The 20,665-nt window shown below is 46.0% G+C and carries 20 protein-coding genes; 15 read left to right on the top strand and 5 right to left on the bottom strand.

The genetic code is table 11. The annotated features are described in order from the left end of the window. Nucleotides 1–29: 29 nt before the first annotated feature. The 5 genes from JGK36_RS22640 to JGK36_RS22620 all read left to right on the top strand — a co-directional run bounded on the left by JGK36_RS22640 (nt 30) and on the right by JGK36_RS22620 (nt 3,842). Complete coding sequence (locus tag JGK36_RS22640) at nt 30–1,442, top strand: adenylate/guanylate cyclase domain-containing protein (protein ID WP_293185645.1); 1,413 nt, start codon at nt 30–32, stop codon at nt 1,440–1,442. Between the two features lie 163 nt (nt 1,443–1,605). Then, nucleotides 1,606–2,739: a DUF5009 domain-containing protein gene (locus JGK36_RS22635; RefSeq protein WP_293185643.1), complete on the top strand. Its 1,134-nt coding sequence runs from the start codon at nt 1,606–1,608 to the stop codon at nt 2,737–2,739. 110 nt (nt 2,740–2,849) lie between these two features. Beyond that, nucleotides 2,850–3,224 (top strand): hypothetical protein, encoded by a 375-nt coding sequence (locus JGK36_RS22630; RefSeq protein WP_293185641.1) that lies wholly within the window; start codon nt 2,850–2,852, stop codon nt 3,222–3,224. A 17-nt stretch (nt 3,225–3,241) separates the two neighbouring features. Beyond that, on the top strand, nt 3,242–3,577 hold the full coding sequence (locus JGK36_RS22625; protein ID WP_293185639.1) for a hypothetical protein: 336 nt from the start codon (nt 3,242–3,244) through the stop codon (nt 3,575–3,577). 52 nt (nt 3,578–3,629) lie between these two features. Continuing rightward, entirely contained in the window at nt 3,630–3,842 is a 213-nt protein-coding gene (locus JGK36_RS22620; protein ID WP_293185637.1) for a DUF2281 domain-containing protein, read from the top strand. Between the two features lie 7 nt (nt 3,843–3,849). Here the strand turns inward: JGK36_RS22620 and JGK36_RS22615 are convergent, their stop codons facing one another. Beyond that, nucleotides 3,850–4,431 carry a GNAT family N-acetyltransferase gene (locus JGK36_RS22615; protein ID WP_293185635.1) on the bottom strand — a complete coding sequence of 194 codons (582 nt, stop codon included), beginning with the start codon at nt 4,429–4,431 and terminating at the stop codon, nt 3,850–3,852. A gap of 380 nt (nt 4,432–4,811) precedes the next feature. Between JGK36_RS22615 and JGK36_RS22610 the strand changes: the two genes are divergently transcribed. Genes JGK36_RS22610 through clpP form a run of 3 tightly spaced genes read left to right on the top strand, consistent with a single transcriptional unit; the run spans nt 4,812 to nt 5,852 of the window. Further along, nucleotides 4,812–5,033, top strand: coding sequence for a DUF433 domain-containing protein (locus JGK36_RS22610; RefSeq protein ID WP_293185633.1), 222 nt, complete (start codon nt 4,812–4,814; stop codon nt 5,031–5,033). Between the two features lie 9 nt (nt 5,034–5,042). Continuing rightward, nucleotides 5,043–5,183: a hypothetical protein gene (locus JGK36_RS22605; RefSeq protein ID WP_293185631.1), complete on the top strand. Its 141-nt coding sequence runs from the start codon at nt 5,043–5,045 to the stop codon at nt 5,181–5,183. Nucleotides 5,184–5,219: 36 nt separating this feature from the next. Further along, nucleotides 5,220–5,852, top strand: a complete 633-nt coding sequence (gene clpP, locus JGK36_RS22600) for an ATP-dependent Clp endopeptidase proteolytic subunit ClpP (RefSeq protein ID WP_293149808.1) — start codon at nt 5,220–5,222, stop codon at nt 5,850–5,852. Between the two features lie 431 nt (nt 5,853–6,283). On the opposite strand, the gene JGK36_RS22595 is transcribed toward clpP, so the two are convergent. Both JGK36_RS22595 and JGK36_RS22590 read right to left on the bottom strand, forming a co-directional pair. Further along, entirely contained in the window at nt 6,284–7,297 is a 1,014-nt protein-coding gene (locus tag JGK36_RS22595; RefSeq protein WP_293190353.1) for a hypothetical protein, read from the bottom strand. A gap of 510 nt (nt 7,298–7,807) precedes the next feature. Continuing rightward, nucleotides 7,808–7,990 (bottom strand): hypothetical protein, encoded by a 183-nt coding sequence (locus tag JGK36_RS22590; protein WP_293190355.1) that lies wholly within the window; start codon nt 7,988–7,990, stop codon nt 7,808–7,810. 188 nt (nt 7,991–8,178) lie between these two features. Between JGK36_RS22590 and JGK36_RS22585 the strand changes: the two genes are divergently transcribed. From JGK36_RS22585 to JGK36_RS22570, 4 genes are all read left to right on the top strand, one after another. Beyond that, nucleotides 8,179–10,548 carry a ribonuclease R family protein gene (locus JGK36_RS22585; RefSeq protein WP_293186356.1) on the top strand — a complete coding sequence of 790 codons (2,370 nt, stop codon included), beginning with the start codon at nt 8,179–8,181 and terminating at the stop codon, nt 10,546–10,548. A 333-nt stretch (nt 10,549–10,881) separates the two neighbouring features. Continuing rightward, on the top strand, nt 10,882–11,499 hold the full coding sequence (locus JGK36_RS22580) for a flavin prenyltransferase UbiX (RefSeq protein WP_293190357.1): 618 nt from the start codon (nt 10,882–10,884) through the stop codon (nt 11,497–11,499). Nucleotides 11,500–11,538: 39 nt separating this feature from the next. Beyond that, nucleotides 11,539–12,696, top strand: a complete 1,158-nt coding sequence (locus tag JGK36_RS22575) for a LapA family protein (protein WP_293201112.1) — start codon at nt 11,539–11,541, stop codon at nt 12,694–12,696. 22 nt (nt 12,697–12,718) lie between these two features. Beyond that, nucleotides 12,719–13,312, top strand: a complete 594-nt coding sequence (locus JGK36_RS22570; protein ID WP_293186345.1) for a shikimate kinase — start codon at nt 12,719–12,721, stop codon at nt 13,310–13,312. 879 nt (nt 13,313–14,191) lie between these two features. Here the strand turns inward: JGK36_RS22570 and JGK36_RS22565 are convergent. After that, the gene (locus JGK36_RS22565; RefSeq protein WP_293186347.1) at nt 14,192–14,635 is read right to left on the bottom strand and encodes a hypothetical protein; all 444 of its coding nucleotides are present in this window, start codon (nt 14,633–14,635) and stop codon (nt 14,192–14,194) included. A 201-nt stretch (nt 14,636–14,836) separates the two neighbouring features. Next, entirely contained in the window at nt 14,837–15,241 is a 405-nt protein-coding gene (locus JGK36_RS22560) for an NIL domain-containing protein (protein ID WP_293149705.1), read from the bottom strand. 177 nt (nt 15,242–15,418) lie between these two features. Here JGK36_RS22560 and JGK36_RS22555 point away from each other — a divergent pair, with 177 nt between their 5' ends. The 3 genes from JGK36_RS22555 to JGK36_RS22545 all read left to right on the top strand — a co-directional run bounded on the left by JGK36_RS22555 (nt 15,419) and on the right by JGK36_RS22545 (nt 20,657). Then, nucleotides 15,419–16,015, top strand: coding sequence for a thioredoxin family protein (locus JGK36_RS22555; RefSeq protein ID WP_293186349.1), 597 nt, complete (start codon nt 15,419–15,421; stop codon nt 16,013–16,015). A gap of 547 nt (nt 16,016–16,562) precedes the next feature. Further along, a complete protein-coding gene (locus JGK36_RS22550) occupies nt 16,563–19,784 on the top strand; it encodes an efflux RND transporter permease subunit (protein ID WP_293198135.1) in 3,222 nt (1,073 codons plus the stop codon). 267 nt (nt 19,785–20,051) lie between these two features. Then, nucleotides 20,052–20,657: a Uma2 family endonuclease gene (locus tag JGK36_RS22545; RefSeq protein ID WP_293186353.1), complete on the top strand. Its 606-nt coding sequence runs from the start codon at nt 20,052–20,054 to the stop codon at nt 20,655–20,657. Nucleotides 20,658–20,665 lie beyond the last annotated feature (8 nt).

Below are 20,665 nucleotides of genomic sequence, written 5' to 3'. Positions count from 1 at the left end.
TAATATAATTCTATTTAGGAGAACGATAAATGTCAGAAGCTAGTAAAAATGTGTTGGCTGCGGGCGATGACGAATTAATAGTGGCAGGCGACGATGAATTAATATTTGCCGACGAAGACGAGACGGAAGACAAGCCGATCGCAGGCAGTTGGAAAATATTGATTGTAGACGATGAAATAGAAATTCATAATATTACAAAACTCGCTTTAAATGAATTTATATTTGAAAACAAAGCGATCGCATTTATCAGCGCTTACTCAGGTAAAGAAGCCAAAGAAATAATCGAAGCCCATCCAGACATAGCCTTGATTTTACTCGATGTAGTCATGGAAACAGAAGAGGCAGGCTTGGAAGTAGTAAAGTACATCCGCGATATTTTAGAGAATCAAGTAGTACGGATTATTTTGCGTACCGGACAGCCGGGACAAGTGCCAGAAGATGTAGTAATTGTCAGCTACGATATTAATGATTACAAAACAAAAACAGAACTAACAAACAAAAAGTTATTTACCACGGTAGTGACAGCACTCAGAGCATTTCGCGCCCTGACTCAAATTGAAGCCAGCAAAAGTGAACTAGAAAAAATAGCAGCAGCGTCAGCGCGCTTTGTACCCAAAGAATTTTTGAAATTCCTCCAAAGAGAAAGCATAGTTGATGCCAGATTGGGAGACTCTGTACAGGCAGAAATGACGATTATGTTTGCTGATATTCGTTCATTTACAAGTTTGTCAGAGAGTATGTCTCCCCGAGAAAATTTTGAATTTCTCAACTCTTACTTAAGCCGAGTTGGCCCAGTTATCCGCCAGTACAACGGTTTTATAGATAAATATATTGGCGACGGGATTATGGCTTTGTTTCCTAACTGTGCTGAAGATGCTGTGCAAGCGGGAATAGAGATGCAGCAGCAAGTTAAAATTTATAACAAACACAGACAAAATTGTGGATACAAACCTATTTCTATAGGGATTGGCTTGCATACTGGAACTTTAATGTTGGGTACTATTGGCGAGGCGGAACGGATGGAAAGTACAGTCATTTCTGATGCTGTAAATTTAGCCTCTAGGGTGGAAGGATTGACAAAGCTTTATGGAGTTGGTATTGTTGCTAGCGTTCAGACTTTGTGCCGGATTGACGACCCCCAACATTATAAGTGCCGATTTCTCGATCGCGTTCAAGTAAAAGGAAAACAAGCGCCGGTGGCTGTGTTTGAGATTTATGACGGCGATTCGGATATGATGATCGAACTAAAAGGAAAAACCCAAACTGATTTTGAACAGGGCATTTTTTTTCACTACCAGCAGCAATTCGCGCAAGCGAGGCAAATGTTTATGCGTGTCTTGCAAGTGAACAAGTATGATAAGGCTGCATTGTTTTATGCAGAACGCTGCGATATGTTGATGAAGAATGCACTGATTATGACTCTGGAAGGGATAGAGATATAGGGCATGGGGCATGGGGCATGGGGCATGGGGCATGGGGCATGGGGCATGGGGCATGGGGCATAGGGAATTGGGCCGAAAAGAATTAGGAAATGGGCATCAGCTAAGACAGTGAACAGTGAACAGTGAACAGTGAACAGTGAACAGTGAACAAATAACTTAATTTATGCGATTAAAATCTCTTGATGTTTTTCGCGGAATTGCGATCGCCTCAATGATTCTAGTGAACAACCCCGGCAGTTGGAAACAGGTGTATCCGCCGCTAGATCACGCAGAATGGCACGGGTGCACCCCGACAGACTTGGTATTTCCCTTTTTTCTGTTCATCGTTGGCTGTGCGATGTCCTTCTCGCTGTCAAAATATACTGAAACTACTACAAAAATAGAAACAAATATTTATTGGCGAATTGCGCGGCGGGCGGCGATTTTATTTGTATTAGGATTGCTGCTAAATACATCTTCGATCGCCCTTGACGTACTTTTGAACGGCGCCCCAGTGGAAAATTTCGGTAAAATCAGGATTATGGGAGTATTGCAGCGCATCGGTTTAGCGTATTTCATTAGTGCGATCGCGATTCTGAACCTTTCCCCCCGCAATCAAAAACTGCTCGCTGTTGCGGTGCTTTTAGGCTATTGGGGCGTATTATTCGTATTTGCTGTAGGGGGGTACACTGAATACGCACTGACGCCAGAGGGATATTTGGGTGGATATGTCGATCGGCTAATTCTCGGCAGCCAACACCTGTACAAAGGTGGCCCCTTCGATCCAGAAGGATTGTTGAGCACATTACCAGCCAGCGTGACAGTGCTGATCGGCTACTTTACGGGAGAGTGGCTGCGCGTGCAGCCAATCAAAACCCGGACGAGTTTAAATTTAGTAATTAGTGGATTGTGTTGCTTAGTAATTGGTCATTTGTGGGGATTTTTATTTCCGATCAACAAACAATTGTGGACGAGTTCCTTTGTGGTTTTTACCGCTGGTTGGGCGTTGCTATTGCTAGCGGCTTGCTACGAAACAATAGAAGTGCGAAATTGGAAATGGGGATGGCCGTTTGAAATCATGGGATTGAATGCAATTTTCTTGTTTGTCGCCTCTGGTATTGTCGCCCGACTTTTGTTGAAAACTCATATCGGCATTGCTAAAACTGCTCCAACAACTTACACTTGGATTTATGAAAACTGGTTTGTGCCTTGGGCTGGGCCGTTGAATGGTTCTCTGGCTTTTGCGGTGACTGCGGTATTGTGTTGGTGGTTGATTTTGTATGGAATGTACCGCCGAGGTTGGACGATTAAAATTTGAATTGTGGCTTGTTAAACAAGTGAGTTCGTTGATAAGTTGTGAACAACGAGTCTTGACAGTCAAAAGCTGTTTGTAGTATAATAGTTGTATATTTTTTTACGGTTTTTAACGTGGATATTCTAATTGAGTCAACAAGGGAATTTGAGAAAGATATTGCGCTGCTAAATGAAGATGAGAAAGCCGCAGTAATTCAAAAAATTAATTATTGTGCCAGCCTTTTTCCTACTCAAAAATCAAATGTGTATCGCAAGCTGCGTCGTCTCCCGCTATCGTCAGACCTGAATGGTTACGAGTCTTCGCTTTATACGCTACGAATTTCTCAAAAACTAAGAGTGGTTTTGGCGGTTGACGAAGACCCTATTTTTGGGCAAGCTATTTTTACTCTTTTTCGAGCAGTTCTACACGACGAACTCGATCGAGCATATAACGATGTAGCAGAGTCTTTGTATCAAGACCTACTTCAGGGCGATCGAGAAACTGCCTAGATATCATCAGCTTGGTTATGGCACAAAATCTTACTCTATGCGATGAATATGGCATTATTTACGAAGCTATGAAAATTTTGCCAGATGATGAGCTAAAGATTAGTTTTCTGGAAGCTTTAGCAGAACTTGAAGACCAGGAATGTCACAGAACGAGACAATTTCCCAAAACGAGACTGCATAAAGTTAAAGGTGTGAAGCAGGCAGTTTATCGCGCTGATATTGATAAAGTCTCAGGCTGGCGCATCCACGTTCAGTACGTCAATGGACAGATTCATCTTAAGGATATTATTGAAGGGCAAAGACACGACAATGTAATTGAGGTGATAAAATCCAAGAAGTCACGCTACCAGTAACTCTCAATTTTACCAAAATGTTTTTACTGAAGACAGCTAAGGAGAAGAAACAATGATACAGCCAGTGATTTTAGAAAAATTAGAAGAACTACCAGAGTCTTTTCAGACAGAGGTGCTTCATTACATCGAGTTTTTGATTGAGAAGTACGCTCAAAAATCTCCTCAAGAAAAACCACCGAAAAAGCGTCGTGTTGCAGGAACGATGGAAGGTATGATTATCATGGCAGATGATTTCGATGAGCCGCTTGAGGAAACGATCGACTAAAAAACCCTCAAAGGACTGCTCCATCTAGTTGTTGTACCCCTGGAACACACCAATCGTTTCGCAAAATTGCCCACAATGCCACGTCCTCAAACATCCCCCATTTTCGTACTCGTTGGCGCAGCATCCCTTCGTACACAAGCCCATTTTTTCGCAAAACTTGCCCGGAACTTGGATTTCTAATCATGTGGTAAGCGTAGAGTCGATTGAGTTCTAATTCTTCAAATCCAAATCGCAGCACTGGTTTTAAGGCTTCGCTCATATATCCCTGTCCCCACGCTTCAACGGCCAACCAAAAACTCAATTCAGCCTGAGAATGCTCTCGTTCAATGTCTCGAATTTCAATGATTCCGTTAAACTTCTTTTCAAATCTCTGCTCCATGACAAAGGTGACAGAATGCCCCGCTTCAAACTCAGCCTTTTGTCGAGCAATGTATCGCTCAGCTTCGCCATCGGGATAGGGATGAGGAATTGAAATCATGGTGTCAGCAATCTGACGAACACTAGCAGCAGCCTGGATTGAGGATAAATCTGCGCTAATGAGCGGACGCAAAATTAATCGATCTGTCAGTAGTTTAAATTGAGCGCTCATGAAACTATCCAACTGTGACTCTTTTCTGTTATGGCACCCATTTGGGATCTGTTCTTAAAATATCAGGCCCAGGGTCAATCCGTCTTAACTAAATACCATTTATAAAAAGTCTTGTTACACAACAATTTTTTGGGTTGTTTGTTGAACGATTGTGTAAGGTGCGTCGCGATCGAGATTGTCGCTCTTTTCTTAGGGATTTTCGATCGCGACACACCCTACGAATACTTGACTGCGGACCGATCGACTAAAATCGATATATAGCCTTTCTCACATTCACGAGGTACAAGTCTTGACCTGAAAAGCTTTACGCTGTAAAGGTTCCAACATATCTTGGCATACCTCATCTTTCTAAAAAAGGCTATATTCAAAATACGTAAGCGATGATGAACCCCAGATTACCTATACCGATCGTTCATAGCGACCCCGACATTTTAGGCGGAACTCCTGTCTTTATCGGCACTCGCGTCCCGATGAAGACTTTGCTTGATTATCTCGAAGCTGGTGATTCGCTCAACGAGTTTCTCGACCATTTCCCTAGTGTCAGCCGCGAACAAGCGATCGTACTTCTCGCCACGATCCGATCGCCGCACAACAACATTTAACATTGATTGATGTCCGCTTCCTCAAGATCGATCGCCCGCCCGATCGGAAATCCGATCGCCCGCCCGACACATTTTCCACAAATTAACAGCCCAACCCTGCCAAACTCAACGATTTTAGCGATTTGCCGATCGCCCGCCACCGCACCCTAACTATAAATGAGCCCAAATCGCTAAAATAAAAAAAAGATACGTAATAGGCAGGCCCGTTCAATGATCCCAACAGTTATAGAACAATCCGGTCGCGGCGAACGCGCCTTTGACATTTACTCGCGACTCCTGCGCGATCGCATCGTCTTCTTGGGCCAACAGGTTGACTCCGACTTAGCCAACCTGATTGTTGCTCAATTGCTATTTTTAGACGCCGAAGATCCAGAGAAAGACATTTACCTCTATATCAACTCCCCAGGAGGATCGGTAACAGCAGGTATGGGCATTTTTGACACGATGAACCACATCCGCCCCGACATTTGCACTATTTGTCTTGGTTTGGCCGCCAGCATGGGCGCTTTTCTGCTGAGTGCGGGCGCTAAAGGCAAGCGCATGAGTTTGCCTCACTCCCGGATTATGATCCACCAACCTCTGGGCGGAGCTCAAGGACAAGCTACCGATATTGAAATTCAGGCGAAAGAGATTTTGTACCACAAACAGCGCCTGAATCAATTTTTGGCAGATCATACCGGTCAGCCGCTTTCCCGCATTGAAGAAGATACCGAACGCGATTTCTTTATGTCGGCTGAAGAAGCAAAGGACTATGGTTTGGTCGATCAAGTGATCGATCGCCGTCCTTCTGCTAGCCGCCCGATCGCTGCTGTGGCGTAAATAGTCCTAGACGCACGGGTAGTCAGAAACCGGGTTTTTTGCGAAAATCCTTCGTTGTAATCCACAGATTAAGTAAAAAACCCGGTTTCTTTGGCCGGAAGCATCTCAGCTTTGCAAAAAGCATTTTTTTTTATAGTGCTGTCCCCGCTCGCGTATTCTACAACTCGCGAGCGGGGACAGCACTATAAATGCCAAACTGAGATGCCCCCCCTTTGGCCTTAATTCGTCCAGAACTGGTAAATTAAAAATTAAAAATGGAGAATATTTCCCTGTTTTTAATTTTTATTTTTTATGAACCGCTCAATTACTGTTAATAAAAACAGTTTATAGTGATTCACTAAAGTCCGCAAGAAAGAAGGACTGAAGTCCTCACTACAAACCTGCAAGAAAGAAGGACTAAAGTCCTCACTACAAACCTATTTTCCTGATTGTTAAGGTAAAGATTCGAGATATTGCAGGAAGTCGAACAATTCTTCTCTATTTAAGAAATGTCGTGCTTCTTTGCCGTAACCTTGTTTGAGATAATCTTTTCCTTGGTTGGCTGTCCATCCCAATCTCTTGATTTCTTCGGTGGTTCTGCTGTAGATTTCTAGATATTCTAGGAAATCTGCCAACTGTTCGCTAGCAAGTTCTCTCTGCGATGACTTGCCATAATTTTGTTCGAGACAGTCGGTTTCCTGTTTTTTTGTCCATCGCAGCCGTTTGAGAATTGCGTCTATTTGGGCGATCGTATCAGAATCATCTTCGATCGCATCGCTGGGAATTCCTACCGCGATCGGTTGCAATTCCCGGACTTCGGCCGCACCTTGCGACAGTTCGCTTTGGCTAGTATTTGGCACTTCCAATTCTGGAAGCGGTTCGCCGTAGCTGGAAGACAGCCAAGCGTCCGAGTCTAACTGCTTCGGTACAAATCCCACCGCCGGAGGTAAATCGACTGTTGGCGGCAAAGGTTCCGCTACAGGTGCGATCGTCGGCTCTGCATTTAATTTGGTTTCCCTATTGACAAAATTGCTTTGATGTGGTATTTCAACTTTGTCTGGAACAGGCATTTCTAAAACCGGAAGCGGAGCAAGGGCTGGCCCAACGGGAACGGGAACAACAGGAGGGGGGGCTACGGGAACGGGAACAACCGGAGCCGGAGCCGGAACGGGAACAACAGCAACCGGAGCCGGAACGGGAACAGCAGCAACCGAAGCCGGAGCCGGAGCCGGAACGGGAACAGCAGCAACCGGAGCCGGAGCAGCAGCAAATGCGAGGACAGCAATCGCTCGCGATCGGGCGCGGTCTTCAGCATCCTCAACAGACTCAGCAGCGGACATACCAGTAGCGAGAGTTTTGCCGTCAACCTGAACCAGACAGCGAACCACAAACTTACCGTGATGAATAGTCAGCAACTCACAGATCAACTGTCCAGCGGGATAAAGGGCGCGAAATTCAGCAAACATAATTTTTTGACCCCGAAACCAGAAGGGGCTGATGACTTAAGTTTAGTACAACCCAGAGAAAACATTTTTCTGAAAGCACATATTCAACATACAATAAATGTAAGGTGAATCATCCGCGCAACCTTTCACGCGACTAAACCCTATCCCACATCCGGCGGTTTAAGCTAACAAGCACCGGGCGTCATTTCTACCTATAGGAGATGACACAGCAACTAGGCAAAAGTAGTAAAAGTCTCCGGTTTTGTGTACCTTGCACTTTCTACAGCACAGATTGCTCCCTACCCTGAATTGCACCTCCGTCCGCAAGGGCAGAACGCTTGCAAAAACAGGGGTATCGCAGCGGCGAGCTACTAGCAATTTTGCCTTGAGACGGTAAAATCTTTGGCTTTAGCACAAGGCAAGAGGCACTTCAAAAAGCAGAAGAAAGCAGGAAAAAGGCAGAAGGAAAAAGGCAGGAGGCCCAAATGCAAATTTTCTCCCTCTGCATCTCTCCATCTCCCGATCCAGGACTCAACCCGTCGCTTTCAGCATCGAGTCATCTTTTAAGAACCGACAGGGGCTTTCTACTTCGCGAAGAGCTCGGCGCTGCAAGCCAAAAGCAAAGGAACCAACGCTAAAAAATTGTATTGGGGAATAGGGTATGGGGTATTTGTCTGCACCATCATCTGTCATTTGCTGACAGACAGCAGACAATTAGCGACTGCTGGTGTGGGGAAATAATCTGAAAAAATCCCCGCGCACGGGTAGCACCGACTGTGCTGGTATCTCCACCTACTAACCCGCGCATTTGTTGGGAAGCAGGCACAGCGAGGGCAAAAGAGGGTGCGGCTGATTTCGCCAAAATTAGACTAATTGCTGGAAACAAGAGGATCGATCGCTACATGGAATTTTCTATCGCTGCACTGCTGGCAAATTTTACAGAAGACAAATTAGTGGCTCCCAAAGCACTAGAAAAAAAACTCGACTGCAATGATGAAACCAGTCAACTCAAACTTCAAATCGCATTAGAAGCTCTAGAGAAAATTGGCATATTAGTCAAAGACAAAGGCCGCTATCGTCGAGTAGCTGAAGATGACGTGGTAGAAGCAAAACTGCGCTGTTCGAGCAAAGGATTTTGCTTTGCAATTCAAGATGCTGAAGGTTCAGAAGACGTTTATGTGCGGGAAAGTCACCTCTCGACTGCTTGGAATGGCGATCGAGTTTTAGTGAAAATTATCAAAGAAGGTAGCCGCCGCCGATCGCCCGAAGGCGAAGTTATGCTGATCCTCGAACGCGCTAACCCCTCGGTACTGGCGCGAGTCAAGCAAACCGCCACCCCCACCGGCCGCGTCAGCTACAGAGCAATTCCCCTGGACGATCGCCTGTTGTTTGAACTAGACTTGCTCGCCAACGGTACAAATCTCCAAGAGGCGATCGACCATTTAGTACACGTCGAAGTCAAACGCTATCCCCTGGGAACCCACCGCCCAGTCGGGAAAGTAGTACAGGTACTCGGTTCCGACGCCGAAGCCGCCGACGACCTCGACATCGTATGCTGCAAGCACGACTTGCCGCGCTCCTTCCCCGCAGCCGTCATCAAAGCAGCCGAAAATTTGCCCAGCAAAGTCAAAAAAACCGACATCAAAAAACGGCTAGATTTGCGGAACATCTTGACTGTTACCTTCAGCAGAAATGAACCGATAGAAACCAACGGCGAAAATGATGCCCCGAAAACTCAGCAGGAAAGTTTCTCAGACGACGCAACCGAAAACGAGTTTGACCCCACCTCATTCCTCTCAGATCCGCCAATAGAACACGCATTGTCGATCGAAAGTCTGAAGTCCGGCGGCTGGCAAGTTGGAATCCACGTCACCGACGCCGCCGAGTACGTACAGCCCGAAACTCCCCTAGATCGCGAAGCCCGCAAACGAGGCACAGCAGCCCATTTGGGAGAAAAAATCATCGCCGTAGTGCCAGAACTCCTCAACGAGCGCTGCTCCCTGCTGCTAGACACCGAACGGCTGGCATTCAGCATCATGCTCACCCTAGACGAATCAGGAGAACTCCTAGAATACGAAATTCAAACCAGCGTCATTCACATTGACTACCAGCTAACCTACGAGCAAGCTCAAGCAATTATCGAACCAGGCTCCGATGCCGAAGATCCCGCTTTATCCTCCGCCCTCCGTCCTTTCCTCGCTCAAATCTCCGCAGCCTCAAAGGCTGCCAGACAGGCGAGGCTCAAGCGGGGAGCTTTTGAACTAAATTTGCCAGATGCTAACTCTCACTTCGACGACGAAGGCGAATTAGGAGCTTTTGCAACGGCTCCCGCCGCCCAGTCGGCTGTCTCGGAGTTGGTCGTACTTGCCAACGAAGCTGTCGCCACTCACCTGCAAGCCTTGGGAGTCCCAGCAATCTACCGCGTCCAACCGATGCCAGATCCGGCAGACATTCAAGAGTTCATCAAACTCTCCAACAACCTCGGAGGCGAACTGTATCTCGAAAACGAGGAAGAAGTTCTGCCCTTTGACTTCCAGCGATTTACCCAACAGTTTGCCGGCCTCAAGTCCGAAAGAGTTCTCACCTACCTGCTCGAAGACACGATGAAGCCCGCTGTTTACAGCACAACTCCCAAGCCGCACTTCGGTTTGGCCCTGTCAGATGGCTACACGCGCTGCACTTCGCCGCTTTCCCGCTACGCCGATTTGCTGGTGCTGCGGGTGTTGCACGCTGTGTTAGAGCAAGGCCGCAGCAGCCGCACAACTCGTGCGAAAGAAAAAGTCAACCTGCACCATTCCTCCTGTCACGGTCAAATTACTTGGAATGTCCTGCCGCCAGACTTGCACCACGAGTTTGAGACAGAGTTTGCAGCGGCGGTGGTACACCTGACGGAACGCGAAAGGGTTGCTGAGGATGCCGAAAGCGATTTGCAGGGATTGAAGAAAACTGGATTGATGAAAGAGCGCACCGGTCAAACTTTCCAGGGTTTGATTACAGGGGTGCAGTCTTACGGTTTCTTTGTGGAAATTGAGGTGCGGCCGCCGGAAAGTGAACTTTTGCGAGTTGAAGGGTTGGTGCACGTTTCTTCGCTGAAGGATGATTGGTATGAATATCGATCGCGCCAGCAAACTCTAGTTGGTCGCAAAAACCGCAATCAGTACCGTTTGGGCGATCGGGTAGAAGTTCAAGTCAAAAGCGTTGACTACTACCGCCAACAAATTGACTTAGTTGCAGTTGGTGGTGGCAGCCAAGCTTTTGATGATGAGGAATAGTCAGGTGACAGTTGACAGTTGACAGTTGACAGTTGACAGTTGACAGTTGATTTTCCTCAATACTTAGTTGTCATTGTCTAGCAACTAAGTATTGATAAATTGGGAGCAAACTATAGTCATAAATCATCCAAAAATAATTAACAACAGTCAACAGTCAACGGGAGCATCTCAGTTTTGATTTTATAGTGCTGTCCCCGCTCGCGATCTATCCAACTCGCGAGCTCTTAAGCTCGCACTGTGAAGAAATTGCTTTTTTGCAAAAGGTGAGATGCTCCCACAGTCAACTAATAACTAACAAATAACAACTAACAAATAACAACTAACAAATAACAAATGACAAATAACTACCCGCTGATTGTAGGAGTGACTGGAGCATCGGGACTGATTTACGCCGTGCGGACTTTAAAATATCTGTTGGAAGCCGATCGCGCCGTCGAACTGGTAGCATCAAAATCTACCTACATAGTTTGGCAAAGCGAACAGAACATCCGAATGCCCGCAGAACCGACTTTGCAAGAAGAATTCTGGCGAGAACAAGCAGGAGTACCCAATTCTGGCAAACTCCGGTGTCATCCCTGGCAAGATGTTGGTGCTAATATTGCTAGCGGATCGTTTCGCACCGAAGGGATGATGATTATTCCCTGTAGCATGAGTACACTAGGCAAGTTGGCGGCTGGCTTGAGCTCGGATTTACTCGAAAGAGCGGCCGACGTTCAGCTCAAGGAAGGGCGAAAATTGGTACTTGTACCTAGAGAAACCCCTTTTAGTTTGATTCACCTGCGGAATTTAACTACGTTGGCGGAAGCTGGAGCTAGAATAGTGCCAGCGATTCCTGCTTGGTATCACAATCCGCAAACTATTGAAGATTTGGTAGACTTTGTTGTGGCTCGGGCTTTAGATCAGTTGGGGGTTGATTGCGTTCCTCTCAAACGCTGGAAGGAAGAAGAGTAGTCAGTTGGCAGTTGGCAGTTGGCAGTTGGCAGTTGATAGTTGATAGTTGGCAGTTGGCAGTTGGCAGTTGGCAGTTGGCAGTTGATAGTTGATAGTTGGCAGTTGGCAGTTGGCAGTTGGCAGTCAATTACCAATTACCAATTACCAATTACCAATTACCAATTACCCATTACCAATTACCAATTACCCATTACCAATTACCCATTACCAATTACCCATTACCAATTACCAATTACCCATTACCAATTACCAATTACCCATTACCAATTACCCATTACCAATTACCCATTACCAATTACCCATTACCAATTAAAATTTGATATGCGTCCTGTATTATTGCTCGTGATTGTGGTAGGGCTAACTATTTTTGCCTTACAAAATGTGGAGCCGGCATTATCGCTGGTATTTTTGGGAATTCGATCGCCCGCTTTACCCTTATCTATCTGGATTTTGCTCAGCATGGGGACGGGAGTTGTCACGTCTTTATTGATTTCTGCTTTGCTTTCCTTTTCAAATTACCTATCTCAAACACGAACTCCCAGCGGGCGCAACATTCGCAGCCGTGAGGCTGTCTCAGCAGACAGGAGAACAGCTTACGCGCCTCCTCCTCCTCCCAGAAAACAGGAGATTGACCCCGATTTTGAGACAGAAAATAGCCAAACTTCCGATCGAACTGAGTACGGGACACCGGCAGGCTACACTCCGCAGACTTTCCAACCAGAAACTCCAAACCCTGCTGTTGCCAAGAATTACAATCAACCGACAATTATTCAAGCCGCAGATGATGAAGATGATTGGGTTTCAGATGGCTCAAAATCGGTCTCTGGCGGCAGCGATGATGATTGGGGGGACGATCGCGATTTTGCCGATCGACCGCAGGTAAATGACGTTCCAGCAGCAAATCCGAGGGCTTACGAATCGAAGCAGGAACCAAAAAGCAAGTCTTGGGCTGGCTCAGTATACTCCTATGGCTATCGAGATCCCAGCAAGTCGGGGGTGGGACAAACAGAGTCTGTCTACGATGCAGAGTATCGAGTGCTGGTTCCCCCGCAAGATCCCATACCTCCAGGGGGTGGCGCCCAAGTACCCCAAAATCCTAGTGCAGACACAGAGGATGATTGGGGATTGGATGAGGATGATGTCTTTGATGAGGACGACTCACGTCCCAGCGACGGCCCGATTAACCTGAAAAAATAGCAAAATATTGGAGGATTTGGCGGTGGATTTGTTGAGGGGAGTTAATATCTATCTCGTCGGGATGATGGGTGTGGGCAAAACCACGGTGGGGCGGATTTTGGCAAGGGAATTAAAATACCGTTTTTTTGATACGGATGAACTAATTGTGCGAGTTGCTAATCAGTCAATTGCTGAGATTTTCGATCGCGAAGGCGAAGAGGCTTTTCGGGAATTAGAAACGAAAGTGCTCGGCGAATTGGCTGCTTATCAAAATTCGATCGTGGCTACGGGCGGCGGTATTGTTGCCCGATCGACAAATTGGGGTTACTTGCATTACGGTATAGTGGTTTGGCTGGATGTGCCGATAAACCAATTGTGCGATCGACTGCGATCGGACAGCACTCGGCCCCTACTGCGGGAGGGAGACCTCAAATCTAAGTTGGAAAGCCTTTTGAGCGAACGAGAGCGTTTCTACGCTCAAGCAGATGTCCGAGTTGGCATTTCCGGAGGCGAAAGGCCTGAAGAAGTTGCGCGTCGGGCGATCGAGGAAATCAAAAAAGTTCTAGAGGAAGGAAGAAGGAAGAAGGAAGAAGGAAGAGGGAAGTCGGAAGAAGAAAGCAACGGTTTCGACAATTAAAAACGTCCTAACCCTCTGGCTCGGTTGCTCGATCGGATCTAAAACAGAGTCTGATATCAATTGAGACAGTCATAAAGCGGGTTTCTGGGAAAATAGCCGATTTTTGATGACTTGTGAATTCCGTAAAAATACTGATTTCTGGGTGAGTGTGTCGGTTTTACCACCGAATATTTGGGAATCAACCGGGTTTGAATAAATGTGGCGCGTAAGTTTTATTAAGTGTGAGGATTAAGCGATGGAGCTTTTGTGCAAAAACTAATGGCAGACTCGTCTGATGCGTTAAAGTCGGCTATTGAGTTCTCTCTAAAAATAAAATGGCCCCACCGCTGAAGGGCTGTAGGGCGCAAGGACAGTTAAACGCTAACCTCATTGTCGGAAAAATTAGCATTGATGTTATCCTCCTGTGTGACGATTTTGCGATCGTCCATTGACTCATCAATGCTCTCGTATCAAAAAATGTAACCCAAGATCGATCGAATTCAACCTGTCCTATTCTAAAAACAATACCTCATGCATTCTGACGAGCAGCTCCCTAAAGCTGCTTTTTTATTGGGATTTAGTTTTTGGCTGCCGGAGTTACGGATCTTGGGAATAAGATTTTGAACAACAGTCGCTACAGATTGATATTGCCATAGTGGTTTTCAGTTGCACTCCAGGTTCATTAATTGGTAATGGGGAATTGGGAATTGGTAATTGGTAATTGGGAAGCTCTACCTCATGAAATTTGAAAACTGCTAGAATTAAGGCCCGAAGACCTTAGTCGGGGGCGGTGGGTATTGAAAAAAACGATATGTATTTATTGATGAGCGATCGCATAGTTTTGCGCTAAATATCCGTTGCGAGTTGTAGAATTTGGTTGGGTGAATTGCCCGTTCCTCATTAAGGTAATACTAGCCTGCCTGTTCTTGACAAAAACTCGATCGCTCCGCCCACCCCCAAACCAGTTAAAGAAATAGTAGCTAATATCGCAAAAGTCCGCCATCTTTGGTGCCCAAACATTTGAATATCTAGTCTTGCCAAAGCTCCGGCTGAAGTCAAGACTAAAACCGTCACAAAAAGGTGCATCCAGGTAACAACTATAACTGCCAAAAAAGCTCCTACAATAATCGAAATAAAAGCCCCACTATCACTCGAAAACCAGCGCATGAGCCATCTTTTTATCTCCTTCAGCGGGAATGACAACGCGATAGCTAACACTAAAACAGCAGCCACGGCGAAAAACCAAGTCAGGTGCGGGGGAATATCAAATTCAGATAATTTCCAGCCAAAAATGAAATAAGTAACAAAAAGTAGAGTTAAGGAAAACCAAGAATTTAGTTTCATTCGATATACAAATTAGGGGAACCAAGCAACATAAAGATGACCCCGCCCAAAAACGGTTATTTGCTTGCCGGCACTCATAATGGTCGATTCCAAAATTTTAGACTCATGCTTAAACTTCCAGATTCACGGCGCTACGAGTAAATCTAAAATTATTCAATCTAAAATCTAAAATCGGCTGACCCGATAAATTTGTGTGCGGGCTTAGAGGTTAGTAGAAATAGCTTGCACCGGACAAGTAGGGATGCACTGCTCGCAGACGATACAGCGCGATCGAGCAAACGTTAGTTTAAAGCTTTCTGGGTCAAGGGTCAAGGCTTCTGTCGGGCAAACCCCCGTGCACAAGCCGCAGTGAACGCAGGTATCTTCGTCGATGAGTATTTCCCTGCTGGCTAGGGAAACGCCGATATTTTGCGATCGCATCCAGTCGATCGCCGCTTCTAGTTGGTCAATGTCCCCTGATAACTCTAGCACCAGTTTGCCCACTTGATTCGGAGCCACCTGAGCGCGGATAATGTTGGCTGCAACATTAAAATCCTTGGCCAGTCGATAGGTGACAGGCATTTGGATCGATCGTTGTGGAAACGTCAGCGTTACCCGTTTTTTCACTGTTACCTCGGTAATTTACAAACACAATCTTTCTTATCTTATTGTTTTAGCGCACTTGCTCTAATTACTGGCCTCAGCCAATTTTTTGATGAGATTGGTCTGATTATCTCAAAATGTGGTATAATTTAAAGTGTTTATTAAAAATAAAAACATAGAAATAAGATCCCAATTTATTTTATGAGTCTTAATTCGCCCAACTCAACTCCTGCACCCGCAGATTCCGAAATAAATGCCGCCGCGCGCGTCAGAAACTTATTGATCGTATTAGCAGCGATCGCCCTTTCAGTATCCCTCTTCTTAGGAGTGCGAACTCAAACGCCATCAAGCAGTCTCACCGAAATGGCAAAAGCCTCCGCACCGATAGCAACAGCCTTAACAAACGGCAAGCCAACACTCATGGAATTTTACGCTGATTGGTGCGGTAGCTGTCAAGCAATGGCTAAGGACTTAAGCGCCATCAAACAGAAATATGCCGAACCAATGAATTTTGTCATGCTAAATGTAGACAATGACAAATGGCTGCCAGAAATCACCAAATATCGAGTAGATGGCATTCCACACTTTGTCTATTTGAATAATAAAGGCAGCAGCGTTGCTGAAACGATCGGCGAAACACCGCGCAGTATTATGGAAGATAATTTAGAGGCTTTAATTGCAGGAAAACCAATACCGCACTCGCAATCTTCCGGTCAAGTTTCTGATTTTACTCCCGCCACAGGCCCTGTAAAAACAAGCAGTTCAGACCCGCGCGCCCACGGCAGTCAAGTACAGTAAATTAAGGAAGAAGGAAGAGGGAACAGGCATCTTGCCTGTTGCTATTTGTGGGAGCATCTCAGTTTTGCATTTACAGTGCTGTCCCCGCACAGCAAAGCTTGTACAAGCTTTGCTGTGCGGGGACAGCACTACGATAAAAAATGCTTCTTGCAAAACTGAGATGCTCCCCTATTTGTGATAATGCAAGATGCTTGTTCCACAATCAATAAACATTCTTGTGGAACAGGCATCTTGCCTGTTCCTATTTGCGATAACTTACAGAAATTCAACAGCCGATCGCAACTTATGTCAATTTCGGTTGAGGGCGACTACCTCTAAAGGAATATTCAAAAAAACTTTATTTACATTTTATTGAATTTTATTATAATTGCAAAAAGTGGAGTGTAAATAGTCGATCGCTCCCAATCAACAATAAAATGCGATCGAAAAGAAGTTGGTCGCAATCCCCCGATTCATGCCTTCGCAGGCCGAGTGAGACCCTAAACTTTTCAATCTAAAATCGAATAATCCCCAATAGTCTAATCTAAAATCTCTAATCTAAAATCGCATGACAGCCGACAAACCCGGATTCAGCATTAGCAGCATCTCAATCCGCCGCCACATCGGCACTATAATGCTGACATTGGCGATCGTCGTAGTGGGCATTTTCTACATCACCCAACTGCCCGTTGACTTGCTACCCTCCATCACCTATCCCCGCATCAGCGTGCGCCTAGACGCACCGGGAGTCTCCCCAGAAGTCGCAGTTGACGAAATTACCCGCCCCCTCGAACAAGGACTTTCCGCCACAGAAGGAGTCACGCAAGTGTTTTCCCGCACCCGCGAAGGACAAGTCAGCGTCGATTTATTCTTCAAACCCGGCGGAGATATCAACCAAGCCCTCAACGACGCCACAGCCTCCGTCAACCGCATTCGCAACCGACTTCCCGATACCGTTGCATCCCCCACTCTATTTAAATTTGACCCTTCCCAACAGCCGGTTTACGAATTTGCGCTGACTTCAGACTCGCGCCAAGGCGTAGATTTGCGAGTATTCGCCGATGACGAATTAGCCAGGGAAATTAATGTAATTCCCGGAGTAGCTTCCGTTGACGTTTCCGGCGGCGTTCAAGAAGAAATTCAAGTTAATATTGACCTGAACCGGCTGCAAAGTTTAGGAGTTAATCTTAACGATGTTTTTAGTGCTTTGCGCGATCGCAATTTAGACACTTCCGGCGGCCGACTGCGCCAAGAATCCAACGAACCGCTGACTCGCACAATCGGTCGATTTAAAACAGCCGCCGAAATCAACAACCTTTCCTTTCAAATATCCGGTTCCAACCCGCCAAAACGAGTTTACCTGCGCGATTTTGCCAAAGTCAACGACGGCACAGAAGAACAGCGAGTCAAAGTTTTTCTCAATCAAAAACCCGCCGTTAAAATCAGCATTTTGAAACAGCCGGACGCCAACACAATTACTGTTGTAGACGGCGTAAAAAATCGCCTCAAAGAAATGCAGAAAGCGGGCTTGATTTCGGCAGATATGAAAGTAGTTACTACCTTAGACGAATCCCGCTTTATCCGCAATTCCTTAGCCGATGTAGCGAATGCGGGAATTTCCGGGGCCGTCTTGGCTGCGATCGCCGTTTTGTTCTTTTTAGGTTCCCTCAGACAAACGCTGATTATCTCTCTGACTATTCCCCTGTGTACTTTAGCTGCGATTATTTTAATGCGGCTGTTCGGCTTGTCGCTGAACTTGTTTAGTTTGGGCGGTTTAGCCTTGGGAATCGGTCAGGCAATTGACACCAGCGTAGTTATTTTAGAAAATATTGTAGTCGGTTTAAACAGCAACCCCGACCTCAAAAAAGGCAAAATCCAAAATCGCAAAGAACTCACAATAGAAGAGTCGGTAATGCGAAGTCAAGAAGTAGAATCAGCAATGGTTGCTTCCACGGCGGCGAACTTAGTATCGGTGCTGCCATTTTTGCTGATTGGCGGCTTCTTTTCCCTGCTATTTAGCGAATTAATTTTGACAATTTGCTTTGCAGTAGCAGCATCTTTGCTAGTAGCTGTAACTGTAGTACCGATGCTGACTTCTCGCTTGATGGGAATGTCTTATTCTAGCGGCGTCAGTCAATTCGGGCCGATAAAACATTTCAACCGCGGCTTTGAAAACGGCACCCGTGCCTACGGTACGGTGCTGTCAAAAGTGCTGGGTTTGCGCTTAATTATCATTCCACTGGCTTTTATAATTTTAGGCTGCGGAACTTGGGTGATGGCAAGTCAAATTCCCCAGGAAATATTGCCAAGAATCAATACCAGCCAAGCCCGATTATTTGCTTTGTTTCCTCCCGGTACTAACTTGGAAACCAATCAAAAAGTAGTTGCAGCCGCCGATAAACTGCTGCTCGCACAGCCAGAAACCGAGTATACTTTAACCACAGCCGGAGGGCTGCTGTTCGGCAACAATACGATCGAGAATTTGCTCCGGGGAAGCAGCACGATTACGCTGAAAAAAGGCACAAATACGATCGCCTTTACGGAAAGAATGACTGAGGAATTAAGGAAAATAGACGTTCCAAAAGGCACTCGCCTGCGCTTAGTCCCAGAGGGAATCAGGGGTTTAGTGTTAACGAATTCCCCAGTCAGGGGCGGCGAAATTGATGTCATACTTCAGGGCCCAACCGAAAAATCATTGCAAGAAGCAGGCCGTAAGATATTAAAAGAATTGGATGAAAAGGTAAAATTAGCGCGGTTTCGGCCGGATGGAGACGCGCCGCAGTCGGAAGTGCAAATCCGTCCTGACTGGGAAAGAGCTTCTTTGTACGGACTCAGCGCCCGAGACATTGGGGAGACGGTTCAAACAGCAATTGAAGGTTCTGTTCCGACTCAAGTGCAGCGGGGAAACCGTTTGGTAGACGTGCGCGTGCAGTTCGATCGCACTTCTGTCAAATCGATCGCCCAACTCGGACAAATTCCGTTATCTGGCAATAATAGCATCGTCCGTTTGAGCGATGTGGCAAAAATTGCGATCGGCCAAGCGCCGGGAGAAATTCAGCGTCTCAACCAGCGGCAAGTTTTCTTAGTTGTGGGAAACTTAAATCGCGGTGCAAGTTTGGGCGATGCTGTCAAACAAGTCGATGCAGTTTTATCAGAAATAAAGCTGCCGCCAGGAGTTACAATTGTGCCGAGTTCGGCTGCGGAAACCAACCAGCAATTGCAAACTTCTCTGAAACTTTTGGGCGGATTGGCGACTTTTTTAGTGTTTGTCGCGATGGCGGTACAGTACAATTCTCTAGTCGATCCGCTGGTGATTTTGCTGACAGTGCCGCTGGCGTTGGCTGGGGGTGTTTTCGGGCTGTACGTGACCAAAACTGCGATCGGGGCGACGGTGATGATCGGGGCAATTTTGCTCGTAGGAATTATCGTGAATAACGGCATTATTATGGTAGAATTAGCCAACCAAATTCGGGAAGACGAAAAGGTCGATCGCGCGACAGCAATTGTCAGGGCGGCACCTCAACGTTTGCGTCCGATTTTGATGACAACTATTACCACAGTTTTGGGTTTATTCCCCCTCGCTTTGGGGATTGGAGAAGGTTCGGAGTTTCTGCAACCTTTGGGAGTTGTCGTATTTTCTGGTTTGTCGCTGGCGACGCTGCTGACGCTGTTTATTATTCCGTGTTTTTATATTTTGCTGCACGACTTCTTCGGGATGTTTGGGGCGAAGAAGAAACCGCAAGCGGTTGCTGTTCCCGTGCAGAAGGCGGGGGAGAAAACTACGAATTGATGATAATTTAGTGCCAGCAAATACGCGCTTTACCGCAGTCCGGCAGGGGTTTAAACCCCTGCCTCATAGACGGTCATGGAATCGAGCGAGTATAATAGACATCTCCAATAATTAATGTGTAACAGGCATCCTGCCTGTTCTTGATAAGGTTTTTTGGAGATGTCTAATAAACTTAGAATCGAGCGAGTATAATAAACTTAGCAGAACTCTACTCCCTACCCGCACGCAAAACTTTTAATTAAGCTACATCTCATTAAGAAAGAACCTATGACATACACCCCATCCAAACTACTTAGCTTTGAGGAGTTTATTGCCCTATATGGGGATAATACACGATATGAACTCATTGATGGAGAACTCAGAGACATGGAACCTACTGGTCCTCACGAAGCGGTTGCAGGTAGTATTGCTGGTAGAATTTACGTAGAAATTTTTCGCGATCGATTCAATTGGTTGGTTCCAAAAACTTGTTTAATAAAACCGCTATACGCTGAGGCCACAGCACTGCGTCCTGATGTAGTTGTTTTAGATAAAGCAGAACTTGGTAGTGAACCCCTTTGGCAAAAAGAACCAGTGATTTGTAAAGATAGTACAATTAAGCTTGTTGCCGAAGTGGTCAGCACTAATTGGCAAGATGATTATGCCAGAAAAGTGGAAGAATACGCTTTTTTGAAGATTGCAGAATATTGGATTGTGGACTTTCGAGGCTTGGGGGGTTTGCAATTTATCGGCTCTCCCAAGCAACCTACTTTCACAGTCTGCCAATTGGTTGATGGAGTTTACCAGCAGCAACAATATCGCTTGGGAGAGCCGATTTCTTCTTATCTATTTCCCAATTTACAATTGCAACTTGACGACATTATGCCGACTTAAAATTCTCG

Source organism: Microcoleus sp. PH2017_35_SFW_U_B (assembly GCF_020737865.1).
Lineage (GTDB): Bacteria > Cyanobacteriota > Cyanobacteriia > Cyanobacteriales > Microcoleaceae > Microcoleus.
Note: the sequence above shows the minus strand (reverse complement) of the source record. Positions and strands in the feature narration are given on the sequence as shown.

Coding starts and splice junctions, on each gene's coding strand:
- JGK36_RS22595 (WP_293190353.1), bottom strand. CDS start 7,297: ATGTTTGCTGAATTTCGCGCCCTTTATCCCGCTGGACAGTTGATCTGT.
- JGK36_RS22565 (WP_293186347.1), bottom strand. CDS start 14,635: ATGAAACTAAATTCTTGGTTTTCCTTAACTCTACTTTTTGTTACTTAT.
- JGK36_RS22585 (WP_293186356.1), top strand. CDS start 8,179: ATGGAATTTTCTATCGCTGCACTGCTGGCAAATTTTACAGAAGACAAA.
- JGK36_RS22610 (WP_293185633.1), top strand. CDS start 4,812: ATGATGAACCCCAGATTACCTATACCGATCGTTCATAGCGACCCCGAC.
- JGK36_RS22615 (WP_293185635.1), bottom strand. CDS start 4,431: ATGAGCGCTCAATTTAAACTACTGACAGATCGATTAATTTTGCGTCCG.
- JGK36_RS22545 (WP_293186353.1), top strand. CDS start 20,052: ATGACATACACCCCATCCAAACTACTTAGCTTTGAGGAGTTTATTGCC.
- JGK36_RS22580 (WP_293190357.1), top strand. CDS start 10,882: ATGACAAATAACTACCCGCTGATTGTAGGAGTGACTGGAGCATCGGGA.
- JGK36_RS22625 (WP_293185639.1), top strand. CDS start 3,242: ATGGCACAAAATCTTACTCTATGCGATGAATATGGCATTATTTACGAA.
- JGK36_RS22640 (WP_293185645.1), top strand. CDS start 30: ATGTCAGAAGCTAGTAAAAATGTGTTGGCTGCGGGCGATGACGAATTA.
- JGK36_RS22605 (WP_293185631.1), top strand. CDS start 5,043: ATGTCCGCTTCCTCAAGATCGATCGCCCGCCCGATCGGAAATCCGATC.
- JGK36_RS22635 (WP_293185643.1), top strand. CDS start 1,606: ATGCGATTAAAATCTCTTGATGTTTTTCGCGGAATTGCGATCGCCTCA.
- JGK36_RS22555 (WP_293186349.1), top strand. CDS start 15,419: ATGAGTCTTAATTCGCCCAACTCAACTCCTGCACCCGCAGATTCCGAA.
- JGK36_RS22620 (WP_293185637.1), top strand. CDS start 3,630: ATGATACAGCCAGTGATTTTAGAAAAATTAGAAGAACTACCAGAGTCT.
- JGK36_RS22550 (WP_293198135.1), top strand. CDS start 16,563: ATGACAGCCGACAAACCCGGATTCAGCATTAGCAGCATCTCAATCCGC.